Source organism: Cupriavidus sp. UME77 (assembly GCF_014170355.1).
Lineage (GTDB): Bacteria > Pseudomonadota > Gammaproteobacteria > Burkholderiales > Burkholderiaceae > Cupriavidus > Cupriavidus basilensis.
In genome coordinates this window covers 270252-293830 of record NZ_LZZU01000043.1, presented here as the reverse complement: position 1 = coordinate 293830, position 23579 = coordinate 270252, and the positions used below count along the sequence as shown (strand labels likewise).

Annotated in this window: 19 protein-coding genes and 1 riboswitch; of the genes, 10 read left to right on the top strand and 9 right to left on the bottom strand. The window is 65.3% G+C overall.

Translation table 11 applies throughout. The annotated features are described in order from the left end of the window. Positions 1 to 14: 14 nt before the first annotated feature. From A9975_RS16510 to A9975_RS16495, 4 genes are all read right to left on the bottom strand, one after another. Complete coding sequence (locus A9975_RS16510; protein ID WP_183033771.1) at positions 15 to 1394, bottom strand: MFS transporter; 1380 nt, start codon at positions 1392 to 1394, stop codon at positions 15 to 17. 460 nt (positions 1395 to 1854) lie between these two features. Continuing rightward, on the bottom strand, positions 1855 to 3426 hold the full coding sequence (locus A9975_RS16505; RefSeq protein WP_183033770.1) for a benzoate-CoA ligase family protein: 1572 nt from the start codon (positions 3424 to 3426) through the stop codon (positions 1855 to 1857). 100 nt (positions 3427 to 3526) lie between these two features. Continuing rightward, complete coding sequence (locus A9975_RS16500) at positions 3527 to 5071, bottom strand: 3,4-dehydroadipyl-CoA semialdehyde dehydrogenase (RefSeq protein ID WP_183033769.1); 1545 nt, start codon at positions 5069 to 5071, stop codon at positions 3527 to 3529. Positions 5072 to 5081: 10 nt separating this feature from the next. Continuing rightward, on the bottom strand, positions 5082 to 5546 hold the full coding sequence (locus A9975_RS16495; protein WP_183033768.1) for a DUF4863 family protein: 465 nt from the start codon (positions 5544 to 5546) through the stop codon (positions 5082 to 5084). Between the two features lie 89 nt (positions 5547 to 5635). On the opposite strand from A9975_RS16495, the gene A9975_RS16490 reads away from it, so the two are divergent. From A9975_RS16490 to boxA, 4 genes are all read left to right on the top strand, one after another. Next, a complete protein-coding gene (locus tag A9975_RS16490) occupies positions 5636 to 6610 on the top strand; it encodes a helix-turn-helix transcriptional regulator (protein ID WP_183033767.1) in 975 nt (324 codons plus the stop codon). Between the two features lie 117 nt (positions 6611 to 6727). Further along, on the top strand, positions 6728 to 8386 hold the full coding sequence (gene boxC / locus A9975_RS16485; RefSeq protein WP_183033766.1) for a 2,3-epoxybenzoyl-CoA dihydrolase: 1659 nt from the start codon (positions 6728 to 6730) through the stop codon (positions 8384 to 8386). A gap of 137 nt (positions 8387 to 8523) precedes the next feature. Further along, the gene (gene boxB, locus A9975_RS16480) at positions 8524 to 9951 is read left to right on the top strand and encodes a benzoyl-CoA 2,3-epoxidase subunit BoxB (RefSeq protein ID WP_183033871.1); all 1428 of its coding nucleotides are present in this window, start codon (positions 8524 to 8526) and stop codon (positions 9949 to 9951) included. 118 nt (positions 9952 to 10069) lie between these two features. Next, entirely contained in the window at positions 10070 to 11350 is a 1281-nt protein-coding gene (gene boxA, locus A9975_RS16475) for a benzoyl-CoA 2,3-epoxidase subunit BoxA (protein ID WP_183033765.1), read from the top strand. Between the two features lie 50 nt (positions 11351 to 11400). Here boxA and A9975_RS16470 read toward each other — a convergent pair whose 3' ends face one another. Beyond that, on the bottom strand, positions 11401 to 11913 hold the full coding sequence (locus A9975_RS16470; RefSeq protein WP_183033764.1) for a 6,7-dimethyl-8-ribityllumazine synthase: 513 nt from the start codon (positions 11911 to 11913) through the stop codon (positions 11401 to 11403). 87 nt (positions 11914 to 12000) lie between these two features. Next, positions 12001 to 12164, bottom strand: a riboswitch (FMN riboswitch). Positions 12165 to 12272: 108 nt separating this feature from the next. Beyond that, on the bottom strand, positions 12273 to 13361 hold the full coding sequence (locus A9975_RS16465) for an MBL fold metallo-hydrolase (protein ID WP_183033763.1): 1089 nt from the start codon (positions 13359 to 13361) through the stop codon (positions 12273 to 12275). Positions 13362 to 13528: 167 nt separating this feature from the next. On the opposite strand from A9975_RS16465, the gene A9975_RS16460 reads away from it, so the two are divergent. Continuing rightward, complete coding sequence (locus A9975_RS16460; protein WP_183033762.1) at positions 13529 to 14146, top strand: TetR/AcrR family transcriptional regulator; 618 nt, start codon at positions 13529 to 13531, stop codon at positions 14144 to 14146. A 31-nt stretch (positions 14147 to 14177) separates the two neighbouring features. Here the strand turns inward: A9975_RS16460 and A9975_RS16455 are convergent, their stop codons facing one another. Beyond that, positions 14178 to 15620 (bottom strand): PLP-dependent aminotransferase family protein, encoded by a 1443-nt coding sequence (locus tag A9975_RS16455; protein ID WP_183033761.1) that lies wholly within the window; start codon positions 15618 to 15620, stop codon positions 14178 to 14180. Between the two features lie 209 nt (positions 15621 to 15829). Between A9975_RS16455 and A9975_RS16450 the strand changes: the two genes are divergently transcribed. The 4 genes from A9975_RS16450 (at position 15830) to A9975_RS16435 (ending at position 20307) form a co-directional block, all read left to right on the top strand. After that, positions 15830 to 16978 carry a pyridoxal phosphate-dependent aminotransferase gene (locus A9975_RS16450; protein ID WP_255503259.1) on the top strand — a complete coding sequence of 383 codons (1149 nt, stop codon included), beginning with the start codon at positions 15830 to 15832 and terminating at the stop codon, positions 16976 to 16978. 45 nt (positions 16979 to 17023) lie between these two features. Next, a complete protein-coding gene (locus A9975_RS16445; RefSeq protein ID WP_370564777.1) occupies positions 17024 to 17974 on the top strand; it encodes a PhzF family phenazine biosynthesis protein in 951 nt (316 codons plus the stop codon). A 198-nt stretch (positions 17975 to 18172) separates the two neighbouring features. Continuing rightward, positions 18173 to 19768, top strand: coding sequence for an MFS transporter (locus A9975_RS16440; protein ID WP_183033760.1), 1596 nt, complete (start codon positions 18173 to 18175; stop codon positions 19766 to 19768). A gap of 74 nt (positions 19769 to 19842) precedes the next feature. After that, positions 19843 to 20307: a MarR family winged helix-turn-helix transcriptional regulator gene (locus A9975_RS16435; protein WP_150987357.1), complete on the top strand. Its 465-nt coding sequence runs from the start codon at positions 19843 to 19845 to the stop codon at positions 20305 to 20307. Positions 20308 to 20360: 53 nt separating this feature from the next. Here the strand turns inward: A9975_RS16435 and A9975_RS16430 are convergent, their stop codons facing one another. Then, entirely contained in the window at positions 20361 to 21254 is an 894-nt protein-coding gene (locus tag A9975_RS16430; RefSeq protein ID WP_183033759.1) for a DMT family transporter, read from the bottom strand. Between the two features lie 126 nt (positions 21255 to 21380). Between A9975_RS16430 and A9975_RS16425 the strand changes: the two genes are divergently transcribed. Next, positions 21381 to 22175, top strand: a complete 795-nt coding sequence (locus tag A9975_RS16425) for a helix-turn-helix domain-containing protein (RefSeq protein WP_183033868.1) — start codon at positions 21381 to 21383, stop codon at positions 22173 to 22175. A 9-nt stretch (positions 22176 to 22184) separates the two neighbouring features. On the opposite strand, the gene A9975_RS16420 is transcribed toward A9975_RS16425, so the two are convergent. Next, positions 22185 to 23462, bottom strand: a complete 1278-nt coding sequence (locus A9975_RS16420; protein WP_183033867.1) for a cobyrinate a,c-diamide synthase — start codon at positions 23460 to 23462, stop codon at positions 22185 to 22187. Positions 23463 to 23579 lie beyond the last annotated feature (117 nt).

Below are 23579 nucleotides of genomic sequence, written 5' to 3'. Positions count from 1 at the left end.
GCCGCACGCCCCCCTTATGATGTTGTGTGTGACCCCGCCGCCAGCGCGACGGGTGCTGCATGCCCGGTCTTGCCCTCGGCATGCTGCGCCGAAGCCGAGCGCCGATGATCGATCAGCAACACCGCAATCATCGCGATCACCGCCGGAATGGCGATGGCCACGAAATTCTGCCGCAGCGGCAGCGACATGCCCACCAGCGCGCCGATCACGATCGGCGCCAGGATGGCCCCGCTGCGCCCGATGCCCGACGCCCAGCCGATGCCGGTCGCGCGGACCGCCATCGGATAGAACTGACCCACATAGGCGTAGGTGACGATCTGCGTGCCGATGGTCGAGGCGCCGGCCAGCGCCACCAGCACGAACAGCAGCGCGGTGGGCACCGGGTAGCCCAGCAGCGTGATCGATACCGCGGCCAGGGCGTACATGCCCACCAGCACGTACTTGATATTGAAACGGTCCGCCAGCCAGCCACCGCCGATGGCGCCGATCATGGCGCCGAAGTTCAGCACCAGCACGAAGGTGAGCGCCGAGCCCAGGCTATAGCCTGCGCCGGCCATCAGCTTGGCCAGCCAGGAACTGAGCGCGTAGACCATGAACAGGCACATGAAGAACGCCACCCAGAACATCACCGTGGAAAAGCCGCGTCCGTCCTGGAACAGCTTGCCGATGGGCGCGTCGCCCGCTTTCTCGCCGGCGGGCAGTGCAAACCGGTCGCCGGGCTGGGGCTGGTAGCCTGGCTCCAGGCGCGAGGCGATATGCTTGAGCGCGTCGATCTGGCCCGATTTGAGCAGGAAGGGCATGGACTCCGGCAAGGACTTCAGGATGACCGGGATCAGCAGTGCCGGCAGGCCGGCGGCAAGGAAGACTGATTGCCAGCCGTAGCTTTCAATCATGCCTTTGCCCAGCAGCGCGGCCAGCATGCCACCCACCGAGTAGCCGCTGAACATCAGCGTGACCATGGTCCCGCGAATCCTGCGCGGCGAGTACTCGGTCATCTGCGCCACCACGTTCGGCATGACGCCGCCGATGCCCAGGCCGGCCAGGAAGCGTGTCACGCTGAACGTTACGGGATCGCTGGTGAAGCCGGCCGCCGCGGTGAAGACGCTGAACAGCAGGATGCAGATGGCGATGGCGCGGCGCCGCCCGATGCGGTCGGCCACGGTGCCCATGAAGATGGCGCCGAACATCATGCCGAACAGCGCCGCGCTGACCATGAAGCCGGCGCTGGTGGCGTCCACGCCCATGCCCTTCATGATCGACGGCAGCGCGATGCCGACCACGGCCAAGTCGTAGCCGTCGAAGATGATGATGAGGGCGCACCAGAGGAGGATTTGGGCGTGGAAGCGGTTGAAGCGGGCTTCGTCGGCTAGTTTGTGGATGTCGATGTGGGGCATGGGGGGCTCCTTTTGGGTTTTGTTTTTTTGGTGGGGGTGCTAAACGTCAAAGTCAAAGGCGGTTTCACCACCCCTGCGGGGCGGCGACCTACTTTCTTGTCTTGCCAAGAAAGTAGGCAAAGAAGGCGCGCCGGATGGGGCGACTACCTCCTCGGGCTTCGGCGAAAAGAGCGGCCGGGACCCAAACTCGCATCGCCTTAGGGCGATACTCAGACATGGGTCCCTCTTTTCCGCTCTTTTCGCCGAAGCCCGAGGCGCCCCATACGGCCTTGGCACACCTTCACGGCTCGCTTCGCATCGCGTTGGGGTGTGGCCCGCCCTTCGGGCGCTTCACACGGCTACACCAATCGGTTGATCTTGCCGTCGGTTGGCTCCCCTCTCCCACTTGTGGGAGAGGGGTGGGGGGAGAGGGCGGGCGCCTGTTATGCCGTTGGGCGCTGGCGTGCTCCCGCATTGTTTCTCACGCCGGCGCGCCTTCCATCTCCCGCAGCCTGAAGCGCTGGATCTTCCCCGTGGCCGTCTTTGGCAGCGCATCCATGAATTCGATGATGCGCGGGTATTTGTATGGCGCCAGCCGTTCCTTGACGAAGGCTTTCAGCTCTGTCTCGCTGACCTGCGTGCCGGGTTTGAGCACCACGAAGGCCTTGGTCTTGGTGAGGCCGGCGTCGTCGGGGACGCCGATCACGGCGGCTTCGAGTACCGCGGGGTGCTGGGCCAGTGTGGCTTCCACCTCGAACGGGGAGACATAGATGCCGCTGACCTTGAGCATGTCGTCGCTGCGCCCGGCGTAGCTGTAGCTGCCGTCGGCATTGCGCGCGTATTTGTCGCCGCTCTTGGTCCAGCCGCCGCGGAAGGTCTCGCGCGATTTTTCGCGGTTGCCCCAGTACATCAGTGCTGCGCTCGGGCCCTGGATATAGAGGTCGCCCACATCGCCGTCGGGCACGGCGTGGCCGTCTTCGTCGCGCAGTTCCACCGCGTAGCCCGGCACCGGCCAGCCCGTGGTGCCGTAGCGAACCTGCCCGGGGCGGTTGGACAGGAAGATATGCAGCATCTCGGTCGAGCCGATGCCGTCGATGATTTCGCAGCCGAAATGCGCGGTGAAACGCTCGCCCAGGTCGGCGGGCAAGGCCTCGCCGGCGGAGGAGCACAGGCGCAGCGAGACTTGCTCGCGCGTGGGCAGCCCGGGCGCGGCAAGCATGCCCGCGTAGCCGGTCGGCGCGCCGAAGAACACGGTCGGCTGATAATCCAGCCAGCGCCTGAACGTGGCCTCGGGGGTTGGCCGCTCGGCCATCAGCACGACGGTGGCGCCCACGCTCAGCGGGAAGGTCAGGGCATTGCCGAGCCCATAGGCAAAGTAGAGCTTGGCAGCCGAGAAGCAGATGTCGGCCTCGCCCAGTGACAGCACCGGCTTGGCATAGAGCTCGGCGGTCCAGTACGGGTTGCCCTGGCTGTGCAGCACGCCCTTGGGGCGCCCGGTGGAGCCTGACGAATAGAGCCAGAAGCCGGGATCGTCGGGGCCGGTGCCGGCCGGCGCGGCTAGCGGCGCATTGCGCTCGATCCACGCTTCGAGGGCGATCGTGCCATCGGGCAGCGGACCGGCGGGCCGCGAGACGATCACGGTCCCGGCTTCGTGGCTGCCCTGGGCCATGGCCTGCCGCAGCACGGGCAGCAGTGCGCCCGATACCAGCACGGCCTGCGCGCGGCTGTGCTGCAGCATATAGGCGTAGTCGTCGGCGGTGAGCAGCGTGTTGACCGCCACCGGCACGATGCCGGCATACATCGCGCCGAGGAAGCACACCGGCCAGTCGTTGCCATCGTGCATCAGCAGTAGCACGCGTTCTTCCCGGTGGATGCCGCAGGCCTGCAGCGCGGCGGCAACACGGCGGATGCGCTCGGCCAGTTCGCCGTAGCTCATCGTGCCGTGGTCGTCGACGTAGGCGGTCTTGCCGGGGCGCTGCGCGTTGCACGCGATCAGGTGCTGGGCGAAGTTGAACGGCGTGCCGGGTGGCTGGACTTGTGGTTTGGCTGTCATGCTTGTCTCCCCCTATCGACGGATCGATGGATCGATGTTCTGGTGGGTTTGCCGTGGCGGTGCTGGTGCTGGTGCTGGTGCCGGTGCTGCTGCTGGTGCATTAAAGCTGTGCCAGCACGCTGGTGCTTGCCTGCACGGCGCTGCGCCGGTGATAGAAATTCAGCGCGCGCAAGCCGCCCAGCTCTTCGCCACCGCCTGCGCGGCCCGGGCCGCCGTGCAGCGATTGCGGCATGACGTTGCCGTGGCCGGTATGCAACTGGGCAACTTCGGGTGAGATCACGTGGACGCGGCCATGGCTGTCGGACAGTTCCACGGCGGCTTTGGCCAGCGCATCGGCATCGCTGCCGTAGAGCGATGCCACCAGCGAGCCCTGGCCCCGGCGCACGAGCGCCAGTGCATGAGCGCTATCGCGGTAGGGCACCAGCGTGGCCACGGGGCCGAACACCTCGGTGTCGTGCACGCGGTCGGCGGCGTCCGCATCGCGCGTACCTAGCAGCGTGGGCCCGACGCAGCAGGCCACGGCCGGATCGGCATCGACCAGCGCATGCGTCGCCCCGTCGTGCAGCACCTCGGCCTGCGCTTGCAAGTAACCCAGCCCTTCGCGCACCGAGGCGAGTTGCGCCCGGCTGACCAGCGCGCCCATGCGCACCGCTTCATGGCGGGGATTGCCCACGGGGACCTTGGCCAGCCGCGCGCCGACGGCGTCGGCGGCAGCGCCATACAGCGCCTCGGGCACGAAGATGCGGCGGATGGCCGTGCATTTCTGCCCGGACTTGACCGTCATCTCACGCGCGGCTTCCCTGGCCAGCAGGTCGAACGCTTCGCTGCCGGCGGCTTCGCCGGGCAGCAGCAGGGCCGAGTTGACGCTGTCGGCCTCGATATTGACGCGCACCGAGCGCTGCGTCACCGCCGCATGCGAGCGGATCAGCGCGGCGGTCTGGGCCGAGCCGGTGAACGAGACCACATCGAACGGCTGCAGCTGGTCCAGCAGTCCGGCCGCGCTGCCGCACACCACCGACAGCGCGCCGGGCGGCAACACGCCAGCATCCACCACATCCCTGACCATGCGCTGGGTCAGCCAGGCGGTGGCCGTCGCGGGCTTCACGATCACGGGCACGCCCGCCAGCAGTGCCGGCGCGGCCTTTTCCCACAAGCCCCAGCTCGGGAAGTTGAAGGCATTGATCAATAGCGCCACGCCGCGCGTGGGCACCAGCACGTGCTGCGACTGGAACAGCGGGTCCTTGCCGAGCCGCGCGGCATCGCCGTCGATCAGGTGGCGCCGCTCTCCCAGCGCGTCGCCGAGCTTGGCATAGGTGCCAAGCGTGAAGATGCCGCCATCGATATCCACGGCGGAATCTTTGTGCACGGTGCCGCTGTTGGCGGTGGCGATCTCGTAATAGGCATCGCGGCTGGCCTGCAGGATCTTGACGATGGCGGCCAGCATGGCGGCGCGTTCGCGGTAGGTCATGGCGCGCAAGGCGGCGCCGCCTTGCGCGCGCGCAAAGGCAAAGCCGGCGGCAAGGTCGAGCCCGGTGGCGTCCACGCGCACCAGCGCATCGCCCAGCACCGGGTCGGACAGCGTTGCGCCGGCACCAGAGCCGGCTTGCCAGCGGCCGCCAAGATAGTTGGAAAGCAGTTCGGTCATGAAGGAAATCTCAGCGGGTGAAGTCGATGCGGCCGTCGGGCAGCAGGTAAAGCACGAGCGCGCGGCCGTGGCTGACGGTGGGCCGGTGTGCGCTGCCCGGCGGACAGACCAGCCAGCCGGCGGGGCGGCCGTCGAATTCGGCGGTGGCGTCGATCGGCACGATCAGGTCGATCTCGCCATTGGGGTGCGTGTGATGCGGCCCGGCGATGTCTTGCATGTCGACCACGTCGACGGAGAACCCGTGCAGGTCCTCGGCCGGCTTGAAGATGCGGCCATAGCGGATGCCGCCGCCCTCGCGGTCGCACAGCCAGCCCTCGGCCACGCCGGCCTGGCAGGCCGCCTTGAGTTCGTTGTATGTGGTGCTGCCTGCGCCATGCTCGGCATTCAGCCAGGCATCCAGGGCGGCATCGAGTGGGCGGCCGGCAATGCGGGCCGTGAGCCGCGCGATCTGCTCGCGCAATTCGGTGGGGGACATGGAAGGGGCTCCGTTAGACTCAGCCGGGTTGCATACCCGCGCCTCATGCATTATTGTGCATGTGTGAAACATAGAGCCACCAAGAAACCATGTCAAGCACTATATTGCATGTTCCCGGGTTAACGCGGGAGGCTGCCGGCGAGCAGGACGTCGATGCCGTGCCAGGCAACGGTGGCGCCGCGGAAGCCGGCGGGGTGGAGAAAAACGCCTTTCTCGCCGCATTGGGCGAGCGCGTGCGTGAGCTCCGCTCGCGCCGGGGGCTGACCCGCAAGGCCACGGCGCTGGCTGCCGGGGTTTCGGAGCGGCACCTGGCCAACCTGGAATATGGCAGCGGCAATGCTTCCATCCTGGTGCTGCTGCAGATCGCCTCGGCGCTGCACTGCTCGCTGGCCGAATTGCTTGGCGATGTGTCCACCTCATCGCCGGAATGGCTGCTGATCCGGGAGCTGCTGGAACACCGCGATGAAGGCACGTTGCGCCGCGTGCGCATTGCCGTGGGCGAGATGCTTGGCACCGGCGGCGGCAACGCCGCGCGCAGTCCGCGCGTGGCGCTGATCGGGCTGCGCGGCGCCGGCAAGTCCACGCTGGGGGCCATGCTGGCCGAAGACCTGGGCTTTCCCTTTGTGGAACTCAGCCGCGAGATCGAGAAGTTCGCCGGCTGCAGCATCTCCGAAATCCAGGGCCTGTACGGCATGAACGCCTACCGCCGCTATGAGCGGCGCGCGCTGGAGGAAGCCATCCAGATCTATCCCGAAGCAGTGATCGCCACGCCCGGCGGCCTGGTGTCCGACCCCGCCACCTTCAACCTGCTGCTGGCCCATTGCACGACGGTGTGGCTGCAGGCAAGCCCGGAAGATCACATGAACCGCGTGCGCGCCCAGGGCGACTTCCGCCCGATGGCCGCCAGCAAGGAGGCCATGGAAGACTTGCGCCATATCCTGGCTGGCCGCGCGGCCTTCTATTCCAAGGCGGAGTTCAGCGTCGACACCAGCGCCGAGCCGCTGGAACCCACCTTCCTGGCGCTGCGGGAGCGCGTGCGCTACGCATTGCAACTGCCGCTCTGACGCCTTGGCGATTAGATGCACAATATTGCTTGACTGAGTTTTTATGTATGAACTATAGTTCTTTCACCAACACCCGATCAATGCACTATTGTGCTTCATTGCTGAGGAGACACAGCCATGACTACCGCCCCCCGCGTCGAATACCAGACTGATCCGTCCCGGTACAAGCACCTCAAGCTGAGCTTCGACGGCCCCATAGCGACGCTGGCGGTAGACATCGATGAGAACGCCGGCCTGCGTCCCGGCTACAAGCTCAAGCTCAACAGCTATGACCTCGGCGTGGACATCGAGTTGAACGATGCGGTCAACCGCATCCGCTTCGAGCATCCCGAGGTGCGTACCGTGGTGGTCACCAGCGGTAAGGACAAGGTGTTCTGCTCCGGCGCCAATATCTTCATGCTGGGCGTCTCCAGCCATTCCTGGAAAGTGAACTTCTGCAAGTTCACCAACGAGACGCGCAACGGGCTGGAGGATTCGTCGAAGCACAGCGGCCTGAAGTTCCTCGCCGCGGTCAATGGCGCCTGCGCCGGCGGCGGCTACGAGCTGGCGCTGGCCTGCGACGAAATCATCCTCGTCGACGACCGCTCCTCCGCCGTGAGCCTGCCCGAAGTGCCGCTGCTGGGCGTGCTGCCCGGCACCGGCGGCCTGACCCGCGTGACCGACAAGCGCCACGTGCGCCACGACCTTGCGGATATCTTCTGCACCACCACCGAAGGTGTGCGCGGCCAGCGCGCCAAGGACTGGCGCCTGGTGGACGACATCGCCAAGCCCGCCGTCTTTGCGCAAAAAGTGCAGGAGCGCGCCCAGGCCCTGGCCGCGCAGAGTGACCGCCCGGCCAACGCACGCGGCGTGGCGTTGACCCCGCTCGCACGCACGCTGGAAGCCGACGCACTGCGCTACACCCACGTCACCGTAGAGATCGACCGCGCGGGCCGCAAGGCGACCTTCACCGTGAAGGGCCCAGCCGCCACGCAGCCGACGAGCGTCGCCGCCATCGCCGAGGCCGGCGCTGCCTGGTATCCGCTGCAACTGGCGCGCGAACTCGAAGACGCGATTCTGTCGATGCGCACCAACGAACTGGATATCGGCACCTGGCTGATCAAGACCGAAGGCGACGCCGCCAACGTGCTGGCGATGGACGCCACGTTGCTCGCCAACCGGGATCACTGGCTGGTGCGCGAAACCATCGGCCTGCTGCGCCGCACGTTCTCCCGCCTGGATGTGTCCTCGCGCAGCCTGTTCGCGCTGATCGAGCCGGGCTCGTGCTTTGCCGGCACCTTCCTGGAGCTGGCGCTGGCGTGCGACCGCAGCTACCACCTCGCGCTGCCGGACGACGAGGCGCGCGCGCCCAGGATCACCGTGGCCGAGACCAATTTCGGGCTGTACCCGATGGTGACCGGGCAGAGCCGTCTGGGACGGCGCTTCTACGACGAGCAACCGGCGCTGGAAGCGGTGCGCGCCAAGGCCGGCCAGCCGCTGGACGCCGACGCCGCATTCGCGGTGGGCCTGGTTACCGCCAACCCCGACGATATCGACTGGACCGATGAAGTGCGCATCGCGCTGGAAGAGCGCGCGGCCATGTCGCCGGATGCGCTCACCGGCATGGAAGCCAACCTGCGCTTCAACGGCCAGGAAAACATGTTCACCCGCATCTTCGGGCGGCTCACCGCCTGGCAGAACTGGATCTTCCAGCGCCCCAACGCGGTGGGCGAGAAGGGCGCGCTCAAGGTCTACGGCAAGGGCGACAAGGCCGCGTTCGACTGGAACCGCGTCTGACCTGACATCCCCGATATCGCCGATCCGGGTGATATCGCACCCGAAGCCGCAGCCGCAGCCGCAGCCGTACCCGAACCCGAACCCGAACCCGAACCCGAACACGCCGCATCCAACGCATAGCCAGCCCGGAGACCATGATGTCCAGCATCAACTACAGCGACAAGATCCCCAACAACGTCAACCTCAGCGAAGACCGCACGCTGCAGCGCGCGCTCGAGCAATGGCAGCCCAACTACCTGAGCTGGTGGAACGACATGGGCCCGGATGGCTCGCAAGACTTCGACATCTACCTGCGCACCGCCATCAGCGTCGACCCGCAAGGCTGGGCGCACTTTGGCCACGTGAAGATGCCGGACTATCGCTGGGGCATTTTCCTGAACCCCGCCGAGGCCAACCGCAAGATCCACTTTGGCGACCACAAGGGTGAAGACGCCTGGCAGGACGTGCCCGGCGAATACCGCGCCAACCTGCGCCGCATCATCGTCACGCAGGGCGATACAGAGCCCGCATCGGTGGAACAGCAGCGCCACCTCGGCCTGACCGCGCCGAGCATGTACGACCTGCGCAACCTGTTCCAGGTCAACGTGGAAGAAGGCCGCCACCTGTGGGCCATGGTCTACCTGCTGCACAAGTACTTCGGCCGCGACGGCCGCGAAGAAGGCGAAGCGCTGCTGGAGCGCCGCAGCGGCCAGCAAGACAACCCACGCATCCTGCAGGCGTTCAACGAGCAGACGCCGGACTGGCTGTCGTTCTTCATGTTCACCTATTTCACCGACCGCGACGGCAAGTTCCAGTTGTGCGCGCTGGCCGAGAGCTCATTCGATCCGCTCGCCCGCACCACCAAGTTCATGCTGACGGAGGAAGCGCACCACATGTTCGTGGGCGAGAGCGGCGTCTCGCGTGTGATCCAGCGCACCTGCCAGGTGATGAACGAGCTCAAGACCGACGACCCGGCCCGCCTGCGCGCCGCCGGCGTGATCGACCTGCCGACCATCCAGCGCTACCTGAACTTCCACTACAGCGTGACCATCGACCTGTTCGGCGCGGATGAGTCGAGCAACGCCGCGACCTTCTACAGCACCGGCCTGAAGGGCCGCTACGAAGAAGGCAAGCGCACCGACGACCATGTGCTCAAGGGCCAGACCTACAAGGTCCTGCAGGCCAGCGGCGGCCAGCTCATCGAAAAGGAAGTGCCGATGCTCAACGCGCTCAACGAAGTGCTGCGAGACGACTACATCAAGGACAGCGTGGCCGGCGTGGAGCGCTGGAACCGCGTGATCGACAAGGCCGGCATCCCTTTGCGCCTGAAGGTTCCGCACAAAGCCTTCCATCGCAATATCGGCGCGCTCTCCGGCGTGAAGATCTCGCCGGATGGCCGGGTGATCTCGGACGCGGAATGGAAAGCCAACGTCGACCAGTGGCTGCCTAGCGAGACCGACCGTGCCTATGTGGCCAGCCTGATGGGCCGCGTGGTCGAGCCCGGCAAGTTTGCCGGCTGGATCGCGCCGCCGGTAATGGGCATCAACCGCCAGCCGGTGGATTTCGAGTACGTGCGCTTCAACTGAGCGCCGCGAGCCGAAAACCGAAAATCGAAAGTCAAGAATCGCAAGAAGGCGGGGGCCCGGTGGGCTCCCGCGGCAAAAGGCCCCGGCCACAGGGGTCGCATCACCCCCGGAGTTCGCCATGGACATGTCCGACATCCAGGTCATCAGGCAGCACCTGATCGACCCCGAGATCTGCATCCGCTGCAATACCTGCGAGGCCACCTGCCCGGTCGCGGCCATCACCCACGATGCGCGCAACTATGTGGTCGACGCGGACAAGTGCAACGGCTGCATGGCCTGCATCTCGCCATGCCCTACCGGCTCGATCGACAACTGGCGCACCATGCCGCGCGCCAAGGCCTACGGCATCGTGGAGCAGTTTGGCTGGGACACGTTGCCTGACGAACTCTCCTCCGAGCAGCTTGCCGCGCAAGGCGTGGCGGTGGATGCCGAGCCGGTTCTCGAAGCCGCCCCGGCGTCATCGCTGGCGGCCGTCACCGGCGAAGACGGTTTCAACAGCGCCCAGTACGGCGCCACCGTGCCGCCGTGGTCGGCCGCGCACGCCTATACCAACCTCTATGGCGCCAAGGCCGCCGCCCGCTGCGTCACGGCCACCGTGGTGGGCAATGCGCGCGTCACCGAGGTCGGGCGCGACTACGATACGCACCATATCGTGCTGGACTTCGGCACCGCGCCGTTTCCGGTGCTGGAAGGCCAATCGATCGGCATCGTGCCGCCGGGCGTGGATGCCAGCGGCCGCCAGCACCATGCGCGCCAGTATTCGCTGGCCAGCCCGCGCAATGGCGAGCGGCCGGGCTACAACAACATCTCGCTCACCATCAAGCGCGTGCTGGAAGACCACCAAGGCAACCCCGTGCGCGGCGTGGCATCGAACTATATGTGCGACCTGCAGGTGGGCGACAAGGTGGAAGTGATCGGGCCCTTTGGCGCGAGCTTCCTGATGCCCAACCATCCGCGCTCCCATATCGTGATGATCTGCACGGGCACCGGCAGCGCGCCGATGCGCGCGATGACGGAATGGCGCCGGCGGCTGCGCAAGTCCGGCAAGTTCGAGGGCGGCAAGCTGATGCTGTTCTTCGGCGCGCGCACGCAGGAGGAGCTGCCTTACTTCGGCCCGCTGCAAAGCCTGCCCAAGGACTTTATCGATATCAACTTCGCGTTCTCGCGCACCCCGGGGCAGCCCAAGCGCTATGTGCAGGACGTGATGCGCGAGCGCGCGGCCGACCTTGGGCAACTACTGGCGGACCCAAACACCTGCTTCTACGTCTGCGGGCTCAAGAGCATGGAGGAGGGCGTGGTGCTGGCCTTGCGGGACGTGGCGCAGCAGGCGGGTTTGTCGTGGGACACGGTGGGCGCCGCGCTCAAGAAGGACGGGCGGCTGCACCTGGAGACGTACTGATTCTCTGAAGATGCGCGCCGCCGCCGAGCCTTGGCGCGGGCCCGGTCCGGTCACGCCACCAGCTTGCTCAGGCTTTCCACCGTCTTGATGCAGGCCTGCGCCGCCTCGCGGCCCTTCACGACGAAGTGCTCGCTGAAGAATTTGCGGTGGTCTTCGTGATCGTGGAAGCTCTTCGGCGTCAGCACGGCGGAAAGCACGGGCACCTGCGTATCGAGCTGCACGCGCATCAGGCCGCTGATGACGGCGTCCGCGACAAACTCGTGGCGGTAGATGCCGCCATCGACGACAAAGCCCGACGCCACGATCGCCGCATAACGTGCGGTGTCCGCCAGCTTGCGTGCATGCAGCGGGATCTCGAACGCGCCAGGCACTTCAATCACGTCCACCGCCTCGCGCGCTACGCCGCGCGCGGCCATTTCAGCGAGGAAGGCGTCGCGGGCCTGATGAACGATATCCGCATGCCATTGCGCGTGGATAAACGCAAAGCGCCAGGCCGGATTGACGGGAGCGGTGTCCTGGAGGTCGCGGTGGTCGCGCTGGACAGGAGAAACTAACTGATTCATGGCCTTCTTCAGAAGAGTGGGTTACCAGAATCAGGGCGCACGAGTTTAGTCCCCCGGCGCCGGGAGACGGCGCGGGGAACAGAAACATCGCGCTCTCTTTCATCCGGACTATGACCGTCGGCTTCGGAGTTGCACCGAATCTGCTGACCCCGGCTCTCGGAGACTTCGAGGAGAACCGGGCGCTCGCGGGCTTATGCGAAAAAATCGCCATCACCGCCGGTGGGGACTTTCACCCCGCCCTGAGAACGCTGATGCAGGCGCGAAGCCTGCAACGCAGCGATGATACACCGTGATGCGATTGTGGGTTTGGCGTGGCTCAGGCCAGTCGTTTGGCCGTCATGCGCCCGACATTGTTTTTCTCAGGGCTGTTCGTTGACGATGCGCGGGCTTGCGGCAGGCATCGATTTGCGGTTGCGGCGCGTCTTCACGTCCAGCCACCAGCGATCCGCGTTGTGCGCTTGCAGGATGCTGACGGCCTCGCCCATGCGCGGGGTGGTGACTGTAACGCCGCGTGCGGCGGCCAACGCGATGATGCGGTCGAAGGGCTCGTGCCAGGCGTGCATGGCCAGGTCGAAGGTGCCGTTGTGAATCGGCAGCAGGCAATTGCCATTCAGGTCGATATGCGCCTGCAGGGTCTGCTCAGGCTGCATGTGCACGGCGGGCCAGTTCACGTCGTAGGCGCCGGTTTCCATCAGTGTGAGATCAAATGGGCCATAGCGCTCGCCGATGCGCTTGAAGCCGTCGAAGTAGCCCGTGTCGCCACTGAAGAACACGCGCAGGTCGGTGTGCAGAATCACCCACGACGCCCACAGCGTACGGTTGCCGTCAAACGGCGTTCGCCCGGAAAAATGCTGCGCCGGTGTCGCGACAAAACGCACGCCTTCCACCTCGGTGGTCTGCCACCAGTCGAGCTGCCTCACCTTGCCCGCGTGGATCCCCCAGTCGATCAGGCGATCCCCCACGCCGAGCGGCGTCAGGAAGTGCTCGGCCTTGTCCGCCAGTGCCATGATGGCCGCGCGGTCCAGGTGATCGTAGTGATCATGCGAGAGGATCACCGCCTTGATGGGCGGCAAGGCATCGATGCCGATCGGCGGTTGATGGAAACGCTGCGGGCCAGCCCACTGCACCGGCGAAGCGCGCTCGCTAAAGACCGGATCCGTGATCCAGAAAGCGTTGCCTAGTTTCAGCAGCACGGTCGAATGCCCAAGCCGAAACACCGTGTTGTCCGGCGCGGCGAGCAGGTCAGCCTGCGTCAACGTTTGCACCGGAACCGGGCCGGCGGGCTGGGTGTCCGCGGGTTTGTCGAAGAGAAAGCGCCAGGCGATGCCCAGCGTCTTGAGCAAGCCGCCCTTCGGCGGCCCGGCCAGGGTGCGAGCCTGGCTCGCGCGCGATTCCGGCGACTGGGAGTAGCTCTGGCGGCTGACGGGGCGGGGCGAATGATTGGTCATGATGGCAATCAGGATCCAAGGTGGGGGCAGGGCAAGCGGCGGGGGGCCGTTCCATCCAGCTTCGATTTGCAAAAACTGTACTGCACAGTGTAGTTTCCATTTTCTGGAAAGTAAACTTGTCGGTGTAAAATTACCCGCTTCCCAACGCCAAGGCCCCCAGGAACGCCATGCCCCCAGCCCAACGCCTGACGGATCGCAAACGCGAAGCCATCGTTCAGGCCGCCATCGCCGAGTTCCGCGACAACGGCTTCGAAGCCACCAGTATGGACAAGGTCGCCGCCCGGGCAGCGGTTTCCAAACGCACGGTGTACAACCACTTCGCCAGCAAGGACGAGCTGTTTGCCGAGATCCTTTCCCAGCTATGGGAGAGCAGCCAGGGCGAACTCGACACGGCTTACGCGAGCGACCAGCCGGTGGAAGCGCAGTTGCGCGAGCTGGTGCGCCTGAAGATGAATATGCTCAACAACGCCAGCTTCATGGACCTGGCACGCGTTGCCATCGCCGAGACCATCCACTCGCCGGAGCGGGCGAGGGAAATGGTCGCCAGGCTGGGCGAGCGGGAAGAGGGCATCCATGTCTGGATACGCGCGGCGCAGGCCGACGGCAAGCTGAAAGCGGCGGACCCAGCCTTTGCCGCCTGTCAGCTGCAGGCGCTGATCAAGGCGTTTGCCTTCTGGCCGCAGATCACCATGGGACAGCCGCCGCTGGATGCGGCGATGCAGCGGCAGGTGGTGGATTCGGCGGTTGCGATGTTTCTCGCGCGGTACGGGGTGGCTCGGGCTTGAAGGGCTTTGCCAGTCCACGCCGCTGATGGCGCTACATATCCCAGCGCGCTGCAAGCACGCCTGCAAGCTCTCCCAGGCGCCGGACGCCATTCTCGATGCGATCGTTCCACCCGGATCCAGCGCTCAAGCGCAGGCAATTACGGAATCGTCGGCTCGCAGAAAACACATCGCCGGGCGCAAAGCAGATACCTTGCTCCAGCGCCTCGTCGAACAGCGCGCGCGAATCGAAACCCTTCGGAAGTTCGAGCCAGAGCACGAATCCGCCGTTCGGTCGGCTCACCTTCGTATCGGCTGGAAAGCTCCCCTCGATTGCGTGCGTCATGCGTGCGAGGTTCTCCTCGAATATACGGCGGACACGGCGCAAGTGTGCATCGTAGGCCCCGCTTGCCAGGAAGTCGGCAAGCGCGACTTGGGGTAAGACGGGGCTGCAGAGGCTGAAAGCGAGCTTGCGTTCCATCACCTGCTGCGCATAGGCACCAGCGGTAATCCATCCAACCCGGTATCCGGGCGCCAGGCTTTTTGAGAACGAACTGCAGTAGATCGTATTTGCACCGCCGTCGAGCGCGATGAATGGCTTCGGGCGCTCGCGACCGAAGTAGATGTCGCCGTAGACGTCATCTTCGATCAGTGGCACGGCATGCCGCGCGAGCAATGCGAGAAGCGCACGCTTATCGGCTTCGGCCATCATCGAGCCGAGGGGATTGTTGAAGTTCGACGACAGCACGCAGGCCGCCACCGAGCTCGTATCGAGCAAGCGCGCGAGCACATCGATGTCGATGCCGTGGGTCGGACTGGTCGGCACTTCCAACGCCTTCAGGCCAAGCATTTCGAGAGTATGCAGGAGCCCAAAGTACGTAGGGGATTCAACCGCAATCGTGTCGCCGCGCTTGGCCACAGCGGTAAGGGCGAGCGTCACCGCCTCAGTGCAGCCGCTGGTGATAAGCATGTCGTCGGGCGACAACGCATGTCCGAAGCGCATTGCCCGCTTCGCAATTTCCTGACGCAGTCGTGCATCCCCCTGCGGGGCGCAATAGACGTTGTAGCGCGAGCCGTGTAGGCGTGCGGCACGCGCAAGCGCCAGGTCGAGCCGCTTTGATTGCAACAGCGCCGCGTCGGGCACGGAGCAGCCCAAGGGTACGAGCGCGGAGTTTGACGCGTGCTCGAGCAACCCCGCGACGGCGCCGCTGATCGAAACGGTCGATGCTTTTGCGCGCGCGCGTGAAGCTGACGGCAACGCGAGTGCGCCTCGGCGCTTGCCCGCGACGTAAAAGCCCGACTGCGGCCGTGCGATGAGGATGCCGCGATCTTCGAGCAGGCGGTACGCCCGAAGTGCGGTGAAAACACTGATGTGGTGCTCTTCGCTGACGGCGCGCACGGACGGCAAGCGCTTGCCTGGAGCTAGCGCGCCATTGTCGATCATGCTGACGATGAGCTCGGCCAACTGCAGATAGCGGTACGGGGTGTGCGTGTCCATGAAAGCGGTCCTGCCAAAGGGTCCTTCATTATCGACCTCGCACGTTTTGTTCGCCTAGTGAAATTGTGCTGGTCCATGTGGCAAGAAATTGTGACTGTTATGGGCGGCATGCAGGCGCTACGATGCCTACGTTCCGATGGCATCTGCAGGATTGCTCCCCCGACTGTTTGCAACGAATGGTCCAATGGACCCACAACAGAGGCAAAGACATGACGACTTCTCAGGAATGGCGCGGAAGATTTCCTTACAACGAGATCATTTCTCTGCTCGACGTGAATCGACCGTTCAACCTGGCGGAGAGCACATCTCAAGACTTGACCTTTGGCGAGGTTCTGGACTTGGCTGGGCTTGAGGACATTCGCAGTTTGAAACTCGGTTACGGCAAATCCGCCGGTGCGGTTGCACTTCGGGAGGCCATTGCCGATGCCTGCAAGGTTCCGGCCGAAAACGTCATCACGACGCAAGGCACGGCACTCGGACTCTTTCTTCTCGCTTTCGAAGTTTGCCGACCCGGCGACGAAGCTGTCCTCATGACCCCTTGCTTTCCGCCGAGCCGTGACTGTCTTCTTGGCGCCGGCGTCAATGTTCGCGAGGTCAAGCTAGCGTTCGAGAATGCATATCGGCTGGATCTCGATCCGATTGCGGCCGTCCTGTCGCCGAAGACCAAGCTGGTCAGTCTCGCCTCGCCGCAGAACCCGAGCGGTGTTCAGACGTCGCGCGCTGATATCGAGAAGCTGCTCGTCTTGCTGAACAAGAAGGCTCCGGAAGCCATCCTTTTCATTGATGAGACCTACCGAGAGGCCACTTATGGCGACGATCCCGCGATGGACAGTGTTGCGGGGATCGACCCGCGTATTGTCACCGGTGCGTCTGTCTCGAAAGCGCTCGGCGCGCCGGGGTTGCGTACGGGCTGGCTTACGGTAGCGGACGCAGATCTTCGCTCACGCCTGACAATCGCCAAGATGAACACGGTGATTTCGGGGTCGGTGCTCGATGAAACCCTGGCCGCGGCACTACTACGCAACAGACAAGGTGTGCTCGCGCCGCGGCGTCGATTGCTGGCCAATGCGCTTGACGAACTGACGGCGTGGTGCGAGAGCGAGCGCAAGCGCATCGAATGGGTGCGGCCGGACGCCGGGGCGCTATGTTGCTTGCGCCTGCGATCCGACGCTCTGGACGATGCTGCTGTCTCGCGCTTCTGGGATCTGCTGCCGCGCCATGACTTACAACTGGCGTCCGGCGCATGGTTTGGTGAGAGCAATCGTGCGTTCCGGCTTGGCTTTGGTTATTTGCCTCCCGAACGTCTCGGCGCTGCATTGTCCGAGCTTTCAACGGTCCTGGACGCCGCTGCCGGGTGACAAAGCGGACTTCAGGTCTGCACGGCCCAAGGCATTGAGAAGGGAGTGCACTGCTCTGCCGCCTGGCCGCCGGGCACCGATGCCCTGCGGCAGTCTTTATCCAACGCAATAGAGGTCAATGTGAAACGGTTCTATAAAGTCGTCGATGTCTTTACCAGCCGACCGCTGCTAGGCAACCCGGTCGCCGTAGTGCTAGACGCTGAGGGGTTGTCTACCGATGAGATGCAAGGTATCGCTGGCTGGACCAACCTTTCCGAAACCACATTCGTGCTCCCGCCCACTACGGCCATGGCCGATTATCGGTTGCGGATTTTTACCCCGCGTAGTGAGCTTTCCTTTGCCGGACATCCGACACTTGGCAGTGCGTACGCCCTGCTGGAAGCGGGGCGTGCGACGCCTCGTCGGGACGGTCGATTGATTCAGGAGTGCAGCGTCGGGCTCGTTGACCTGATGGTTGAGGAGCACGGCGGAGAACGCCGGCTGTCCTTCTATCTGCCGCCTGCCAAGGTGTCGCCACTGCAGGCCGAGGATATTGCCGACCTTGAGCAGATCCTCCAGCGCAACGTGGATACCAAGACCACACCGGCCATCGTAAACGTGGGCGCCAACTGGGTCATCGCGCAGATGCCGGATGCAGCGTCCGTACTCGATCTGCAGCCCGACTTCGCGAGATTGGCGGACTTTGAACGCCGTCTCGGCGTGACCGGCCTGACTGTATTTGGCGCACGCGAGCATGGCGACGCAGCAATAGAGGTGCGTACCTTCGCGCCGTCCTGTGGGGTGGAGGAGGATCCGGTCTGCGGGAGCGGCAACGGCAGTGTGGCCGTTTTCCACTGGGAGCGCGGTCTGCTTCCTCCCGGCGGAGGTGACTACGTGGCTGCGCAGGGGCGCCGCGTCGGGCGAGATGGACGAGTCAGGATCCGTGTCGACGAGAACGGACAGGTACGTGTCGGCGGCTCTTGTGTCACGTGTGTGGAAGGCTCGCTCATGCTTTAGAGATTGAGCATTGGATGAACTCACAGTCGACGCTATCTGCCTGCCCGAGAATTGGCAAGATGAAGACTCGAAGTGAATATTTCCGCATTTCCTGTCGATGTATCCCGCGGCTTCATTTCTGTGACCAATTCTCTATCACCGGCCCCCCCAACCCTGTCCTATAATGGTTGACTACACAATCATTGATGGAACAATAAAATGATTTCGCAGCCTCACGAGGCGCATAGCAGCGGGCAGGTGCTGCCATTCCGCGAGTCCCTGCTGGCCATGCTGGGTATCGCGTTCGTGGTGATGTTGGTCGCACTTGACCAGACCGTGGTTGGCACCGCGCTGCCGACCGTGGTGGCGGAACTGCAGGGGTTCGAGTACTACGCCTGGGTGGCGACGGCCTATCTGCTGATGTCGGTGATCACGGTGCCGATCTTCGGGCGGCTGGGCGACTACTATGGGCGAAAGCCCTTCGTGATGGTGTCCATCGTCGTGTTCACGCTGGCTTCCGCGCTGTGCGGCATGGCAACGAGCATGCCGTTCCTGGTGCTTGCGCGCGGCCTGCAGGGCATTGGCGGCGGCATGTTGGTGGGTACTGCCTTTGCTTGTATCCCTGACCTGTTCCCCGACTCGCATGTGCGCTTGCGCTGGCAGGTGATGATGAGCGCGGCGTTCGGCATTGCCAACGCGGTGGGGCCGTCGCTTGGCGGCGTGCTGACCGAGGCCTATGGCTGGCGCTCGGTGTTCTATGTGAACTTGCCGGTGGGCTTGCTGGGGTTGTGGTTTGCCTGGCGCTACCTGCCGCACTTGCGCCAGCAGGCCAATACCGGCGCGATCAAGGTGGATTGGCTCGGCGCGGCGCTGATCGGCGTGGGGCTGGGCGGCTTGCAGTTGTGCGTGGAGTTGATGCCCGAGCGCGGGTTCGGGCTGGTCACCGGCGGCTTGCTGTTGATGTCGGTGTGTGCCTTGGTTGGGTTATGGCAATGGGAGCGCCGCACGCCGAACCCGATCCTGCCGCTGGAGATGTTCCGCAATCCCGGGCTGGCGCCGTTGTTCCTGCTGGCCGTGTTCGTCGGCTTCGCGATGTTCTCGTTGCTGCTGTACGCGCCGCTGCTGTTCCAGGGAGGCTTTGGCTATTCGCCGAAGGAGGCGGGCGTGCTGGTGACCCCGCTGGTGGTGTGCATCACGGTGGGCAGTATCATCAATGGGCGCATCATCACCCGCATCCGCCAGCCTAACAATATGCTGTATGCGGGATTCGGCATGCTGGCGCTGGCTTGCCTTGGGCTGTCCCAGGCGACGCGCGGGATGTCGCACCATGTGTTGCTGGGCTTGATGCTGCTATGTGGCTTCGGGCTCGGCTTCATCATGCCCAACCTGACGGTGTTCGCGCAGCAGACCGCGGGCCGCGAGCATCTGGGCATTGCCACGGCGATGCTGCAGTCGCTGCGCATGGTCGGCGGCATGATCGGTACCGCCGTGGTGGGCACGTTGGTCACGCGCACTTACCTCAGTGGCGTGCACGATGCGCTGCAGAGCGCTGGTGCCGGGCAGTGGCAGGCACGCATGGCGGATCCGCAGATCCTGATCGACCGTGCGGCGCAGGCAAGCCTGCTGTCGCAGTTGGAGGCGGCCGGGCACAATGGCGCCCTGTTGCTGGAGCAGGCCCGGCTGTCGCTGGTTGGGGCCATCCATATGGGGCTGGCGCTGGCCGCGGTGATTGCGGTGCTGGGCCTGTGGCGTTCGCGGCGGGTGCCGCCGATCAAGCTGGAGCGTGCCGTCAAGCCGGTCATGGCAACGGAGTAGGGCGGGGCGCGGGGCTAGCCGATAATGTGGGGAGGTTGCCCGTCGCGTGACGGTGCCCCAAGCAGGAGATTGGAGTGGAATTGGAGCGTCAAAGCCTGGCTGTGCTACAGCAGTTCGGGCGAACTTACCGGGCCTATGCCGCAGCTTTCGAGCAGCGCATCGGCCACCCCTTGCCGCGCTGGCGCATTCTGTCCGCGTTGTACGCCCATGCCGGGCCCATCGCGCAGAAGCCCCTTGCCGACCGCGTCGGCATGGACCCGGGCGCGCTCACGCGCCAGCTCAAGGCGCTGCAGGAGCTCGGCTGGGTAGAGCGCAACACCAGCGAGCGCGACAACCGCGTGACCAACGTCACCCTGTCGGCGCTCGGCCATGGCGTTGTGGAGCAGGCATTGCCGCTGCGCTCGGCATTTCTGCAGGACGTGCTGGAAAACGTCTCCGAGACCACCATGCGCAATCTGTCCAAGGGCCTGGAAGAGCTTGAGGGTGGCATTGCCGAAGCGGTGCTGCGCACACAGCAGGACAAGGCGGACGCCGTGTGAGCGCGGCATCCATGACGACCTTGGTCCAAGCGTCCTGACTACCCCAGCCCTTGCTACGGCCGAGCCGGTTGCAGCCTCAGCGGCGCCGTCCACATCTCGGCCAGCAGCACGCCCAACACCGTGAGCACCCCGCCTACCGCGTGATACGGCGCGAGCGATTCGCCCAGCAAGCCCGCCGCAATCAGCGCGGTGAGCAGGGGGATCAGGTTGAAGAACATGCTCGCACGGCTTGGCCCTATGCGGGCGACGGCGTGCATCCACACCAGCGGTGCAACCATCGACGCCATGAGCCCGGCGAACCCGACCAGAGGGAGATTGGCGGCCGAGAGCCCCATCTTTGGTGTGAGCAGGTATAGCGGCAGCAACGCGATGACGGCGGCGACGATCTGCAGGTAAAGCATTTGCAGTGCCGGCACGTCCTTCATCTTCCAGCGCTTGAGCAAGATCACATAGACCGCGTAGGCCAGCATGGCCAGCAGCATCAGTGCGTCCCCGAGGTTGGCGCCGCTGGTCAGCAGGCTGCCCAGGTCGCCGGACGATACGACCACCAGCACGCCGGTAATCGACAGCACGGATCCCGCCGCGGCCCCGGTGGTCAGGCCCTGCCCCAGTAGCAAGATCGACAATGCCAGCACCATCATCGGCGTGAGCGAGCCGATGATGCCCATGTGCGTGGCCGTGGTCAGGTAGGCGGCATAGTAGGCCAGGCACTGATAGGCCACCATGCCGAGCAGGCCCAGCACGGCGATTCGCCACAATCCGGGCCGGATGGCGGCCCAGTTGCGCAGCACGGGGCGCAGTGCCAGCGGCGTGAAGAGCACGGCGGCCAGCAACCAGCGGTAGAAGCTGATCTCGGCTGGCGCGATGGTGCCGGCGGCCATTTTGCTGACGACGGTGTTGCCCGACCAGATCACGACGGCCAGGAGCGGAAAGGCGTATTGCCACATGAGCGCTTTCTCTGATGTGTATGGAACGCTATCATGAGCGCGTCCGTGTTGATCTATATAGCTCAATCAGGACATATCGACCGGAATTCCGGACTCTGAGTAGCAGCGGACCCAAAGAACATGGCTATGGCCGACAAGTGGCGTTTCCTGCCGATCCTGGATGTCGAAGGGATGGAAGGCCCCTTCTACCTGCGTTACGACGAGTTCGGCGCCGATACCCTGGCGCAGGCGCACAGCCATAGCTGGGGTCACCTGAACTACGCCGCGCACGGCTCGATGCAGATGGAGACTGTAGGCATGCGGCTGCTTTCCCCGCCGCAGTACGCGATATGGATTCCGCCAAAGGTGGTGCACAGCTGCACGTTGCGCCACGCGATCGTTTACCGCTCGATCTACATCGAGCCCGGCCTATGCGCGCAACTGCCGGCCGAGCCCTGCACGGTGCGCATCAGCCCGATCATCAAGAGCGTGCTGGCGGACTTTGCCGCGCGCGACGTGCATGTGCCGCGCACGCCGGCCGATCTTCGGCTGGCGCATGTGGTGGTCGACCAGCTTGCCGTGGCGCCGGTGCAGCGCTGCTACCTCCCGGCGGCAACCTCGCCCGCCCTGGCCGCCGTGCTGGAGGCGCTGCAGGCCACTCCTGGCGACCATCGCACGCTGGCTGAATGGGCCGCCAGCGTACACGTGACCGAACGCACCCTTGCGCGCCGTTGCCAGCACGAGCTGGCCATGTCCTTCGGCGACTGGCGCCAGCGCCTGCGCTTCCTGCGTGCTATCGATGCCCTGGAGGCGGGCCGCAGCGTGCAGGAGATTGCGTTCGAACTCGGCTACAGCACGGCATCCGCGTTTATCGCGATGTTCCAGCGCGAGGCTGGCGCCACGCCGGAGCAGTACCGGCGCGAGTTTTGTGGCATTGCGTGATGTTTGCGCTTACCGCGCGCCGCTGAACAGCGCCGCGATGGCCAACGGGTTGGACGGGAAATACAGATGCGTGTAGGACGCCGTCAGCGCGCCCTGCCGGAACACCGCCTCGCCCCGCGAACCGTCGCGCGGCACGGTGGCGTGGCAGTAGGGCGCCAGCGGGGTTTGCGCGCTGGAGTAATGGAAGGTGTGGCCGCGCAGGGTGCCTTCGGGCAGTGCCAGTTGTTGATGGCCGAGCGCGGCAAGGCGGCGTTGCATTGTCACTGTGCCGGGCAGCAGGCCCGCCACGGCGTGGCTATCCCCGGCCTTGTCGACCAGTGTCTCGAACAAGGCCATCATGCCGCCGCATTCGGCGAGGATCGGCAGTTCGTTGGCATGGGCCTGGCGCAGGGCGGCCAGCATGCCTGTGTTGGCCGACAGGCGCGCGGCGTGCAGTTCGGGGTAGCCGCCGGGCAGCCAGAGCGCATCGCAGGCGGGCAAGGCAGCGTCGTCGAGCGGGGAGAAGAAGGCCAGCCGGGCGCCGAGCGCCTGGAGCGTATCCAGGTTGGCAGGGTAGAGAAAGCGGAACGCGGCATCGCGGGCGATGGCGATGGTCTTGCCGGCCAGCAGCGGCGGCGGCACGGGCAGCGGCGGTGCCGCGGCAATCTCCACGGCCGCGGGCAGGGCGCCGATGGGTTGCCCGGCAAGTGCATCCGCGAGGCGGTCCAGCCGCGTGTTGAGGTCGGGCAGTTCATCGGCCGCCAGCAGGCCCAGGTGCCGCTCGGGCAGCGATGCCGCGTTGTCGCGCGCCAGCGCGCCGGCCCAGGCGATATGCGCTGGCAGGCTCTCTTGCAGCATGCTGGCATGCCGTGGGGAGGCCACGCCGTTGGCAAGCACTTGCATGGAGGCCAGCGGCTGGCCGTAGCCAGCCAGCCCGAAGGCCAGCGCGCCGAACGTCTGCGCCATTGCGCCGGCCTGGATCACGCTAAGCACCGGCAGGCCGAAATGGCGGGCCAGGTCGGCGCTGCTGGGGGTGCCGTCGTGCAGGCCCATGACGCCCTCCACCAGGATCAGGTCGGCTTCGGCCGCTGCCTGGGCAAGGCGTGCCGCGGCGTCTTCGGCGCCGGTCATCCACAAGTCGAGCGAGTGGACCGGCGCGCCGCTGGCAGCCGCGAGAATGGAGGGATCGAGGTAGTCGGGGCCGCTTTTGAAGACGCGAACGGTGCGGCCGGCGCGGCGGTGCAGCCATGCCAGCGCGGCCGTCACGGTGGTTTTGCCCTGGCCCGAGGCCGGCGCCGCCACTAGCATGGCGGGCACGCGCAGGGGCCTTGCCGCATCGGATCGGGTGCCTGGAACGGCGGGTGCAGTGGTTGCGGCAAGGTTGGACATGGAGACGACGTTGGCTGGCTAAGTGGCTATTTCAAA